We start from the raw sequence: 12894 nt of genomic DNA on the forward strand, positions 1-12894 counted from the left end.
TTATTAAATGACAAAATCTAAGAGAAACCTAATGAAAAAGCTTTATCTATTTACACTTATGTTTACATTGATAGGAACGGTTCAAGCCAAATTATCGGAAAATATAGAAGTAAAGAAAAAGTGTGAAATATATACAGAATTAGCATTGGTCTATATGGATAATTATTTCAAGGGTCAAAGTCGAGAGGAGCAATATCATTTAGTTGAAGAAAAGACCCAAAATGAAGTGCTGATTGTTTTTAGTAAGAAATTAATTGACCTTGTCTACGACCATATACCATTTCCGGTTAATGAAAGTGAAAGAAAAGCATATAGGAAAGATTATTCATCAATATTTTTCAATAGATGCATAAAAGGTTTTGAATCTTCTAATTAAATTTTAGAAAAAATACTTTATCACCTTCAGGTGGTTTTTGGGTTTTCTGAGCTGTTTAATTTTACTCACTCTTAGTAATTGGTGATTTGATGAAAAAAATACTTTTTTGTTTATTGATAAGTTTTTCGACTATAGCTATAGCTGATAATAGTTCTGAACAACTGAAATATTGTGAACCAGTTTCAAAATATGCAAACAATATTATGTATAAGAGACAACATGGGACTCAAGCTAAAGATTTATTTATAACTGTTACAAATGATTCAAGAGATCAATCATTTACTTGGTTCTATATTGCACTCATAAAGGAAGCTTACAAAAATCCTTTATTGAAAACTGAAGAGGAAAAGAAAGAGGTAGCAAAGCAATTTGCAGAAGAGGCTTTAAAGGGGTGCCTTGATTCACTTAATGTTTAATAGTTTTAAATAAACTAATCTCGAATTCTGTTTTTTTATATGACATTTAGTAACCAGGTTGTTAGATTAGGTGAACTTTATAACAAATGGTGAAATTCATGAAAAAAATATTGGCTGCGGGTTTGGTTGGATTAGGTTTAGTAGGGTGTACTACTCCTCAAATTGGTAATTATATTCCTAAAACTGCAAATATTAGTAAGCCGCCAATAGGTTCTATAAATACGGCTTATGTTGGGGATTCTTTAGTTTCACAAGGAAAGATCATTGAACAGGACATAATAGTTATCCAGTCTGATTATGATCTAAATATGCAATATAAAGTATTCGCCGGTAAATATGCTCAAATTGGTCATGATAAAGAAAATAAATTTTATTCTTTGCGCGAACTTAAGAAAAATACTGAAGGGGCCAGAGCAAAACTATTATCGGATCCACCAAGTGTCTTAATGATTAATAAAAAAGGGTGGTTATGTGTTGTAACAATCTACAATACTAAGTCATGTGGTGACGCAACAAGTGTAAGTTTTAAGACCGAAGGATCAGTTAATGAAGATTCATTCCAACAAACTTTAATTTATAGTGGAAAAGTTGGTAATAAAATAAACATTGGTTATCGCGAGTTTTCAAGCAATATTGCTAGACCAGCATTTAATAACAATGTTGAATATGATCTTAGCCAATCAAAAGAAATTGGATATAAGGGCGCACTTCTAGAAATTATTGAAGCAACAAATCAAGATATTAAATATAAAGTGATTAGAAACTTTAACAAGGTGGATTAAGATGAAAAAGATTGTTTTGGTGGGGTTGATTTTGCTTTTTAGTTGCTATGTAAGTGCTGAAAGTTACTCTCAATCAAAAAAGCTAATTAGAAATTCTTTAGTTACATGTTTAAAAGATCCTGAGAATTCAAAATTTTCTGCAGCATATAATAGTTGTCTGTTAGATGCTTCAAATGATTTTCTAGAAAAAGCTAATATTGAGTTTAAGCAACAGTACAATAAAGGAAATACTAATACTCGAGACTTGCTAACAAAAGATCGAAATATATATACAAGTGCTATTAAGTTTTGTGAAATTTACCAAAATCTAAGTTATGAAGGCTTTACTAAGGAAGCTCTTTGTAAGCTTCAAACAGCAAAAGAATATTTGAGTTTACTAAAGAATGGAAATTCTGCATTACCAAATGATTGGAAAATAGAAGATAGAGTTGATAAGTTATTTATTGGTTATTAATAAATAATAAAATTTAAAAAAGCACCCTATGGTGCTTTTTTAATCTGCTGCGCTTCTTCATAGGAAACTTACTAAAGAAGTTATAAAAAATGAGCCTTTAATCAATGCAAACTGTTCGATGATAGCAATGTCAAATGGGCAGAGATTTCTAGCGCGACCAAATTGGTTTAACTGCCCAGTTTAGTAATTATATATAACTTAAACAGAACCCACTCATTGAGTGGGTTTTTTATTGCCTGGAGAAAAGTGAAATGGCACAAGAATCCCGTTTGGTCATTGTTATTGATTCGCAAAATGCTGAACGCAATGCACGCAATCTAGGTAATGAGCTCAATAGTATTGAAAAGAATGGTGACTTTGCCACAAAGTCAATGGATCGCATGTCTGTAGCTACTCGCTCATTAGCTGGTTACATGGCTGGCGTGGTTACAATTGGTTCTGCCATTAGCAAGATGGATCTCTACACTGGTATTAATAACAAATTAAAATTAGTTACTAATAGCCAAGAAGAATTAAATCAGGCAATGGATGATACTTTTGAAATAGCTCAGCGTTCTGCTTCTTCTTGGGGAGCTGTTAATGATGTCTATTCCAAATACATGTCAAATGCTAAAACTCTAAATTTAACTCAAGAACAAACTGCAAAACTTACAGAAATTACCTCAAAAGCTGTTGCTATTAGTGGTTCAAATGCTGAATCAGCTTCTGCGGCGTTATTCCAGTATGGACAAGCTTTAGATGGTGGAGTTTTAAGAGCAGAAGAGTTTAACAGCCTTGTTGATGGAGCTGGTGGATTATTAAATGCTATGGCAAAAGGGTTGGGAATAACCCGTGGTGAACTCCGTCAAATGATGCTTGATGGGCAGCTTACTGGAGAAGTTATCACTAAAGCCTTGTTAAAAGCTGGTGATAGTGTTGAAGAGCTCTATGGGAAAACTGATAAAACAATTACTCAGTCTTTAGAGATGTTAAGCAATGGTATTACAAAGTTTGTAGGTGAAACAGGGCAAGGTTCTGGTGCAGCTCAAACTTTAGCTGGATCCATTCAAATTCTGGCTGAAAATCTCGATCTAATTGTAGATAGTGCTTTTGTCCTTGGAATTGGATTAATGACGAAAGCAGTTTTAACAAAAACTATCGCCATTCAAGCAAGCATAGTTGCATCTGCTCAACAAAGAGCTGCAAATTTGGCAGAAGCGCAATCTCAAGTTCAGTTACTTGGTGTAGAGGCAATGCGAGCAAGACAATCTGCTGCATTAGCGTTAACAGAAATAGGATTAGCTCGAGCAGAATATAATGCAGCAATTACAGCTGACGCACGTGCAATCGCTGTACAACGCAAGACTGCAGCTGAAGTTGCTCATAGTATCGCTTTAAAAGAGGCCACCGCAGCAACGGCTGCATATACTTTAGCTCAAGGAAATTTAAATAGGGTTGCTTCACTTGGAAGCCGTGCGTTAGGTTTAGTTGGTGGTCCAATTGGCGCAATAACTCTTGGAATTACAGCATTAGCAGCAGGCTATATGTATTTTCAGGATAAAGCTGATAAGGCTAACAAGAAGTTAGAAGAGCAAGCTGCAGTAGCTAAGAGAGCAAAAGATGAATTGTTAGCTTTACGAGGATTAGAAAAGGACTCGGCTATCAATGATATGACTTCTGCTTTTGAGCGGCAGAATAAGGCACTTGCTGAATCTAGCAGTAAGATCAATATTCAATTGAATGCGATTGCTCAACTTTATAAAGGTAATAAGGAAATTGTTCAGGTAGTTAATCAGGCCAAAGATGGCACAATTAGCATGAATGAGGCAGTTAAACGTTTTAACGAGTTGCGTATTAGTCGAGATATCTATAATGCACTAAAACAAAATAGTGCTGAGTTTGAGAATAATGCCAAAGCAGCTAAAACTTCGAAAGAGTCACTCAAACTATTTGGTATTGAAGTAGAACTTTCTGGGAATAAAGCTCAAACAGCAGTTGCTGGTATTGATAATAACTCTAAGGCTTTAATTGGAAATGAAAGTGCAGCTCAAAAGGCTGCCAAAGCTCAGAAAGGCTATTTTGATAGTCTTCGCAATGAAGTGCTGAAATCAAATGAGGAGTTGGCCTTATTAAATCTTGGTTATAGTGAGGAGACAGTTAAAAAAATACTCGAGTTGCAAAAAGCCAAGCAAGCTGTTGCTCCTCCTGGCACAACAGCGATCATTTCAAAAGAAGAAATGGATCAGGTTGCAAAAGCTCAAAAAGCTCTCGATGTACTCAAGGATAAGAAAGATGAATTAACTGCAGCTGAACGTAAGCATACAAGTGAACTTGCAAAGCAAGAAAAAATCACTAAACGATTAGTAGGCGTTTCTGGCCAATCAGGTATTGGCACAGGCCCACATCTCGACGTTAGATATGGCGGTTCAATGTCTGGCCAGAAAGTCTCGAATGAACATCTGGCCAGATTGCAGGCGGGTGGTAAACCATTGTCATCCTATAAGATCAGTTCAAATTATGGTCCAAGACAAGCCCCAACTAAAGGGGCTTCTTCATTTCATAAGGGTATTGATTTCTCTATGCCCGAAGGTACGCCGATCACAACCAATGTCGCTGTGAAAGATATCAAGACAAGATATGACAGCAAAGGCGGTGGCTATGTTAGTGAAGTGATCTTTGAAGATGGTGTAACTCTTAAACTTCTGCATCAGTCACCAAGTATGCAAAGCAAGGTTAAAGGTGGGGCAAGTAAAGGGAGTGATAAAGCATCAGGTGATATCCAATCACAACTTGATCGTCAACAGGATCTGCAACGGTCACTTGAAAATGAGGTAGCTAGTGAAGTACAGCGGATCCAGAATAACTTAAAAGTTAGACTGGAGGATGTTGATAAAGCTGGTTTTACTCCAGAGCGTACTGTTGAAATTAAGGCTGAATTACAGCGCCGTGCTGATAATGATATTGCTATAGCCAAACAAGCAGTTAGAAGCAAACTAGAGGACTATAAGGAGTTCCAGAAAACCGAGGAACAGTTACTTGAAGAGAGCTTTAACCGCAAAAAGTTTAACGCGGCTCATGATATTGAATTAAGTAAATCAGAACAAAAGCAGGCTGTGGAATTGCTAGAACAGCAATATCAGCAAGAAAACGCGCTTATGAAATTGGCTCAAGAGCAGCGTTTATTTCAGGCTCGTATTTTTCTGCTATCTGAAACAGAAGCAATGCAAGAACGTTACAGATTAGAGCGCCTTGAAATCCAAAAAACTGTAAAGGATGAGGAAGAAAGAAGAAAGCGAATTGCTTTATCGAAATCACAAGAGCAGCTTGAAACACTTGATCGGGCGACAAAAGCTGGACAAACATGGGGTGGCGTTCAAGCTGATATGAATGGCACTAGTGAGTTTTATAGACAGGATCAGGAGCGATCTAGTCGTATGAGCTCAGCGACCAATTTTTTTGATAGTCAAAAAGGAGTGGTGAACTTAAATGAACAAAGCAGTTTAGATAGTCTGAATGCACAGATGCAAGCTGGGCTAATTCAGCAACAGGATTACGAAAACCAGAAAACTGCAATTATTCAAGCTGCTCAAGAGCAACGTAATCAAATTACAAGTGAATATGCTCAGAACTCAAAGGATATTGAAGACAAGTATCAACAGGATCGACTGAACACCCAAATTGCCCTTGGTGGCCAAATGATGGGTTCAGTCACCTCAATGTTTGGTTCTATGTTTGGTGAGCAATCTAAAGCATACAAGCTTATGTTTGCGGCGGATAAGGCTTATGCAATTGCAGCTGCAGGTATTGCCATTCAGCAGAATATCGCAGCAGCTTCAAAAGTAGGTTTCCCTTATAACTTGCCTTTAATTGCTGGCGCAGTTGCTCAAGGAGCCAGCATTATTGCAAACATCCGGGCAATCAAAGATCAAGGTTTTGCTGATGGTGGTTTTACTGGATATGGTGGCAAATATGATCCTGCGGGTATAGTCCACAAAGGAGAGGTAGTCTGGTCCCAAGAAGATATTAAACGATGGGGTGGTGTTGGTTTGGTTGAGAATATGCGTAAGAGTGCAAGCCCTGAAGCATTTATTAATAACTATGCTACTAATAACACTTCAGCAGAAAATGTCTTTAATCGTTCATTCCTAAGCTCAAAAGCTTTTAATGACAATCAAACGATCTCGAATATCTTTAATCAGCCTACTCGAGAGAATCAGATTATCCTTAATGCTCTCAAGCCGAGAAAAGATGCAGTATCAAGATCGGGAGATGTTCAAAGCATTACTAACCAGTACGCTGGGAACAACTCAAGCTTTAGCAAAATTCAAGATAGATCGATTCAAAGTAGTAAATCCTTTACTGCCAATAAATCGAACTTATCTCATTTTTCTAACTCGAAAATTCAAAATAGTAATGTTTCAAACAGTACTATTCAGAATGCTCAGAAGGAATTGCTGAAGGAAATTTCAATTTTTAGGGACCATGGTAATTCCAGTACATTGATCAACAATCATGCGCAAAATAACACCTCTGCTGAGAGTATCTTTAACCGATCGGCTCAAAGTTCAAAAGCATTTAATGATAGCCGGACAAATACGAATATCTTTAATCAATCTGCTCGAGACAATCAGATCATTGTTAAATCAATTGAAAGCAAGGCACTTAACGAGAAAGTTCAAACAGCTAGGAAGAATCTACTTGAAGAAGTTATTAACTTTAGAGAAACAAGTGTTTCCAATCCGATTGTCGTGGATGGTTCGAAAGGCTTTGCTAATGGCGGGTTTACAGGGAGAGGCAAAAAGTATGATGTAGCTGGTGCTGTGCATAGAAATGAGATTGTCTGGTCTCAGGATGATATTAGAAATTGGGGAGGGGTTGAGAAAGTAGAACAGATGAGAAAGGCCACAAGTCCAAAATCATTTATTTCTAACTATGCTCAAAATAATACCTCTTTTGAAAATATCATGAATCGGGCTAATCAAAGTTCACGAGCATTTAACCAAAATAGAGATATTTCGAACATCTTTAATCAGTCCTATCAAGATGATCAGATTATCTATAAGGGAAATACTAGTGCAGCCAACCCCTCTAACACGGCAAACTCAGATCTATTCCATGATGGCAAAGTCTACTTCTCTTCAAATGGTTTAGTTAATGATCGTTCAAATCTTGAAGATGTTCAGGACTTTACCTTAGGACAATCTTCACGCCCTCAAGCTGAGTTTATGCCTACTTTTGAGCAATCTTCTCCAACTATCAATTTCAAAATTGAAGTCGTAAATCAGGTAAGTGGGGCAATGGTTGAAGCTGAGCAATTGGATGAGCAAACAGTCCGGATCATTGTTAAAGAGGAACTGGATAAGCAACTTCCAAGAACGGTACCAAAACTTGTAAGTGATCAAATTGGTAATCCAAACTCAACTATTAGTCGCTCCTTGACTGAGAATACGACCGCAAGACGTAATCGTTAATCTAGAAAACCATCTTTCGAGATGGTTTTCTAATAAAATTAATGAATTAAAGATTTTTAATTAAAAAAATTGGATAAAATTCATTTTTGGTTAGTAGCTTAATCTTCACTATTAACCATTTTTATTTTTAGAGCAAAAATCAAAGCTGGAACAAGCGATATGAATACTAAAGTTTTAATAACTTTAATGGGGTTTGTGAACATAGTTTTTGCGAGCAATGTTTATAGTTTAGAACCTGTAGTTAATAATGGTTGGCAAAGAATAAATAGTGGGGCTTCTGATGAGGTTCTGTTAGTAGAAAGCACTAATGACGGAAGCGAAGTTAATTCATTAAGTGAATTTAACGTAGAGAGTTTAGATAAAGTAAAGTGGGAAAGAAAGCCTCGCATTGCTATTACTCGAGCTGATTTAGAAGGACAGTACAGAAAATTATTATTGAATGTAAAGGCTAATAATCAAGGAATTATTAAAAGCGTTACCGTAATACTAAGTTCTGGGTTAATAGAATTAGATAAAAAAGCGATTTCAGCAGTTAAGGGCGCTAAAATAAAGCCTTATCAGTTAAATGGTCAGTATTATTCTTTTGATGTGATATTACCTTTCGAGTTTTATATTAAATAAATTGAAATTCTAGTTTTAATTTTTGAGAAGCGCCTTTGGGCGCTTTTTTATTGCCTAAAGGAAAGTTATGTACAAGTTAAAGCTAAATCCTCAAACAAATGGCTATGGCGTAACACCAGGTGATGATGTTAAACGTCAGCAGATGGATGGAGGTCGAGGACGCTATTACATCGATGTAAAACGTAATAGCCACATTGTCGATGTGAACTGGAATTTAAGTAAAACCGATTTCAATAAAATGATGGCGTTCTGGAGGATATACCAGAATAAGCCAGCTTCATTCTATGCGGATCTGGTGATTGATCAGGGTGCACGCCAGCAATATCTATGTAACTTCATTCCTAACTCATTCAAGACTAACGAGGTGAATGGAAATCTTTACCGGGTAACCGCTCAGATGGAAGTCATTCAGAACCAGCCAAACCTTACAGCTGATGCAGCATTGATTAAAGATTGGGAGGTCTAATGGATAACGAATACGCCAAGTTCTTTCTCAATCGTAAAGTCGATATCTATCAACTGGAGTGTATTGAGCTATCACATCCATCTTTTCTAAACACTTATCGTGTTGTTCGTAATGACGATAGAGGTGTCTATGTGCAGCATAAGGTTGGCACTGGTCAGGTCTTTTATGAATATCTGCCTGTTTCAATTCAAAGATCCGGAATGCTGGGTGATCTGGACCAGACACTTACCGTTTCAATTTCTGGTTTAGGTGATGTATTACCTGATGAGTTTGAACGGGTAATTGAGGGGCAATATTCTAATGTTAAGCCGACCGTAAATTACCGCCTTTATAGTTCAGATAACTTGAATACACCAATGTTTTATTTACTTGGCCTCCAGCTTGCCAGTGTTGCCATGAATCATAAAGCAGTAACATTTAAAGCAGAATCACCACGGCTAAACACAAATAAAACAGGGGATATTTTCTCACTTGATCGCTTTAGTGGGCTGAAGGGGGCTGTGTGAAAAGTCATGATCATTTGCTTGATAAGCAGTACGACGAAGAGCATTACAACTGTGTCCATTTTGTCCATGAAGCTGCAATGGATCTATATGGAGTAGATCGAGGTGAGGCACTTGAACTATTTATGCAACCAAAAGGAAAAATTACTTTCCTAACATCACGTTTAAAACTATTGAATCCTCTGCCTATGCCTAAGGAGGGGTGCATAGTCGCCTTCCACCCAAGACAAAGAAACAAGCCCCCACATGTGGGGCTTTTTCGTGGGCAAAAGATTCTGCATCTGATGGAAAGCGGGGTCACTTATTTACCGGAAGAGGTTGTCATGGGAATGGGGTTTAGTCGAGTTAGTTATTATGATTAAAGTTATTTATAAACAAGATGCATTGTCTGAAGAGAAGACAATTGAACATGCACACACCATAGGGCAATGGCTTACTTCAAAATATGAATTCATGCCTGAGCACATCCGTATTTTTTATACACCTAGTAATATGAACCATGCGGAAATCTCTTTAGCGAATGAAGTAACTCCCAAGAATGCATTTGACTTAAAGCAGCTTGATTTTTTACCTGGTACTTTCATTGTTATTGAGAACCCCAAATGGGTTGCTGCTATCGTTTCAATTGTAATTAGTATTGCGATTGCGTTTTTAATGCCTACGCCATCGATGGCGCAGACTACTCAGAATATTAACCAATCTTCATCCGCAAATAACGAACTTTCTAATCGAGAAAACAAGATCCGGGTGAATGGTCGTATTGCAGATATTTATGGTGCTGCTTGGGATACGCCTGATTCAATAGCTGTGCCTTATAAGGTTTATGAAAACAACATCGAAGTGGAACATATGGTCGGCTGCATAGGCCGTGGTCAATATCACATTAAAGGTTCCTACGACGGTGAAACCAACATTGTAGATATTGCTGGGGCATCTGTTGAGGTATTTCGACCAGGTGTAGACATCGTTTCTGGAGAACCCTACTTTTCGATTGGTACTGAAATTACTACACCACCTTTAACAGTACAGCATCAAACTTCTGTTAATGGTCAAGTCTTGCGACCAGCCGATACACAAACTTTAGAAGGAACCAATTATCTTCTTTTTGCCTATCCAAACGAGATCCTTCGGGCAACTGCAAACAACACAGATTTAACGACTAAATTTGTCAGCAATGATCGCATTGAAATCACTAATGCTTCATTTACTTATAACGGGCAAACATACGATTTAAACGGTACTTACAGTGTCCTATCCGTTGCCGATGATCGCATGACATTATCAAATCCAGCAGCGGTTAATCCAAACTGGTTAAAGCTAAAAGAGCTATCTAATCAGCAAACAGCTGCTGCATCCCCAAAGCTTGCATCCATCGGTGAGAAATGGATAGGTCCATTTATCTTAGACAATATTGAACGTAGTAGAGTACTTTGCAACTTCGTTGCCACAAATGGACTTTATACAGTTTCATCAGGGGGCAATCAGGCAGCTGTAAACGTCACGATTGAGGTTGAAGTTACTCCAGTGAATGAATCAGGTGCTGCAATTGGTAATCCAATGCTAAAGCAGATCATTCTCAAGGGTTCGGCTAAGTCACGGCAAACTGTTGGGGCAACGCTGGATATGGTCACATTTCAGGGCCGCTGCAGTGTACGAGCTCGCCGTTTAACTTCAACTCCTGGAGTTACAACTGTTGTTGATGATGTGAAGTGGCAAGCACTATATGGTGCATATCCATTGCAAAGCACAACGTATGAGCATGAAACGGTTTTCCGTGCACGTACTTATGCAACGACTGGAGCATTGTCAGTTAAATCCCGCAAGATCAATTTCGATCTTCAGCGGATGTTACCGACTTATAAAAATGGCTCAATGACGACTGAGTTATTTCCAACGTCAAGCTTTGCAGATGCACTGGTCTCAATGGCACTGGATGACAAGATTGGCCGCCGTACGATTGAAGAGATTGATATAGAAAACATCTATCGTACCTATAACGATATAGTCGATTATTTTGGTACTCCATTAGCGGCTGAGTTCTGCACTACTATTGATGATACCAATCTTTCATTTGAAGAGCTTGTGACGAACCTGTGTGATGCCGTCTTTTGTACAGCATATCGGCAAAACAATAAGCTAAAAATCTACTTTGAGCGACCTACAGATAACTCGGTGTTGTTGTTTAACTTTAGGAATATTATTCCGGATAGTTACAAGCATGATCTGACTTTCGGTGTAATAGATGATTATGATGGCCTCATCTATGAATATACGGATCCGACCGATGATAGTCGCATCAATATTTACTTGCCGGATAAAGGAGCCAAGAATCCAAAAGAAGTGAAATCTGTAGGAGTACGTAATAAGTGGCAAGCCCATTTCAATGCATATCGGCTTTGGAACAAACTTCGCTTTCAGCGTAAATCTATCACTTTTGATGCAGCACCTGAATCTGAATTATTAGTATTACGTGACCGTATTGCTGTAGCTGATTATCGAAATGGTATTCATCAAAGCGGTGAGGTGGTAAAGCAAGAGGGCTTAATTCTTACTTTGAGTCACGATGTCGATTTCATAGCTGGCAAGAGCTATGTAATTTATCTACAAATGGGAGATGGCAGCGTTGACCTTATACCGGTTACATCTGGTTCAGCCAAGAATAAGGTGGTTTTAGGACGTTTACCAAGCGGTGCTCTAAAGCTAAGTTCAGATGATTTCGTTAATACGATTTATACGGTTGTGAATGACGATACAAAGGACTCATTACCTTATCTAGTTGCAAAGAAAGATCCGGTTGATAAGTTCTCAAATACAATCACTGCAGTGAATTACGATGTGCGTTATTACCTTAATGACAAGGACTTTATTGATGTGCCAGTTGATGATTCACCAATCTACATTCGATATGACCAGCTAGATATTAATCTTGCACGTCTATATCAGATGCAAAGAGGTGATTTGCCAACCACAGGCGAAATTAGTTTTGTAGTTGAGGCGGGCGCTTTGGTATCCAGTTCGAGTTCACTTAGAACGGAAACCAGAATGGTTTATAAGCATACTGATAAAACGGATACTAAAGAGTTTATTGTTCCTGCTGCTCCTGAATTACCAGCGATCGATACTGGAGAATTTCCTTCTGGTCTTGTCGTAAATCTTACGATTAAGGGCGCTGTTGTCGGGCGGGGTGGTGATGGTGGCTTGCCACATTTGGCATTTGGTGCATGGACCAGTGATCCAAATTATAACTTTACCAGAACGCGCCGTGATGGGTTCCAAGGTGCACCTGGTTTAATGAACCGGCACAGTAAATTGAACTTGATCATTGATGGAGGAACGTTGGCTCGTGGAGGTTCAGGTGGTGGCGCAACTCCTAGCGGTATTTACACTGAACTGAATTATGGCGTGCAGGGTGTTCCTGGCGGAGCTGGAGCACCGTTTGGTCGAGTTATGACTGGACAGCCAATCCACAATGATACTCAGGATTGGCGCTGGTATCTGGAAGGGGGGTATTTATTAGTAGTAAAAGTTACTGATGCTGAAGCTGAGATACCAGGTAAAGGTTATAGAACGCCAAATGATGGTCGTTATGTATCTCCATTATCTGGTGATGGTGGTGGATGGGGACAACGTGGTACCAAGTCCACCAATGATGGTACTTGGAATTGGCGATACCACGGTACGACTGAAGGCCAACCAGGTCCAGGTGGGACCGCAATTGTAGGAGTGGCACCTTTAACGACACAATTGATAAATGGAGGGAAAATCTTACAAACCCTTTAATACTTTGAAAGAACTTAGAGCACCCATTTCGGGTGCTTTTTTATTG

At 38.3% G+C, this 12894-nt stretch carries 10 protein-coding genes and 1 pseudogene; all 11 read left to right on the forward strand.

The genetic code is table 11. The features are described 5' to 3' along the window. The first annotated feature begins 31 nt into the window (after positions 1-31). The 11 genes and pseudogenes from AAC388_RS07385 to AAC388_RS07435 all read left to right on the forward strand — a co-directional run bounded on the left by AAC388_RS07385 (position 32) and on the right by AAC388_RS07435 (position 12848). On the forward strand, positions 32-376 hold the full coding sequence (locus AAC388_RS07385) for a hypothetical protein (RefSeq protein ID WP_227063314.1): 345 nt from the start codon (positions 32-34) through the stop codon (positions 374-376). Positions 377-465: 89 nt separating this feature from the next. Next, on the forward strand, positions 466-792 hold the full coding sequence (locus AAC388_RS07390) for a hypothetical protein (protein ID WP_227063316.1): 327 nt from the start codon (positions 466-468) through the stop codon (positions 790-792). Between the two features lie 98 nt (positions 793-890). Continuing rightward, positions 891-1574 (forward strand): hypothetical protein, encoded by a 684-nt coding sequence (locus AAC388_RS07395; protein WP_342371427.1) that lies wholly within the window; start codon positions 891-893, stop codon positions 1572-1574. 1 nt (position 1575) lies between these two features. Continuing rightward, positions 1576-2028: a hypothetical protein gene (locus AAC388_RS07400; RefSeq protein WP_151817553.1), complete on the forward strand. Its 453-nt coding sequence runs from the start codon at positions 1576-1578 to the stop codon at positions 2026-2028. A gap of 82 nt (positions 2029-2110) precedes the next feature. Then, positions 2111-2212: pseudogene (locus tag AAC388_RS07405) on the forward strand (alpha/beta hydrolase); the annotation flags it as partial. 67 nt (positions 2213-2279) lie between these two features. After that, a complete protein-coding gene (locus AAC388_RS07410) occupies positions 2280-7478 on the forward strand; it encodes a tape measure protein (RefSeq protein WP_342371428.1) in 5199 nt (1732 codons plus the stop codon). 159 nt (positions 7479-7637) lie between these two features. Beyond that, positions 7638-8099 (forward strand): TonB family protein, encoded by a 462-nt coding sequence (locus AAC388_RS07415; protein ID WP_284116481.1) that lies wholly within the window; start codon positions 7638-7640, stop codon positions 8097-8099. 67 nt (positions 8100-8166) lie between these two features. Further along, the gene (locus AAC388_RS07420) at positions 8167-8565 is read left to right on the forward strand and encodes a hypothetical protein (RefSeq protein WP_342371429.1); all 399 of its coding nucleotides are present in this window, start codon (positions 8167-8169) and stop codon (positions 8563-8565) included. Next, positions 8565-9071: a DUF1833 family protein gene (locus AAC388_RS07425; protein ID WP_342371430.1), complete on the forward strand. Its 507-nt coding sequence runs from the start codon at positions 8565-8567 to the stop codon at positions 9069-9071. The genes AAC388_RS07420 and AAC388_RS07425 overlap by 1 nt, the downstream gene beginning before the upstream one ends. Then, positions 9068-9430 (forward strand): hypothetical protein, encoded by a 363-nt coding sequence (locus tag AAC388_RS07430; RefSeq protein ID WP_111849284.1) that lies wholly within the window; start codon positions 9068-9070, stop codon positions 9428-9430. Before AAC388_RS07425 ends, AAC388_RS07430 begins: the two co-directional genes overlap by 4 nt. Then, on the forward strand, positions 9423-12848 hold the full coding sequence (locus AAC388_RS07435; RefSeq protein ID WP_342371431.1) for a host specificity factor TipJ family phage tail protein: 3426 nt from the start codon (positions 9423-9425) through the stop codon (positions 12846-12848). Before AAC388_RS07430 ends, AAC388_RS07435 begins: the two co-directional genes overlap by 8 nt. Positions 12849-12894 lie beyond the last annotated feature (46 nt).

The organism is Acinetobacter sp. D009 (genome assembly GCF_038562025.1).
Taxonomy (GTDB): domain Bacteria; phylum Pseudomonadota; class Gammaproteobacteria; order Pseudomonadales; family Moraxellaceae; genus Acinetobacter; species Acinetobacter pittii.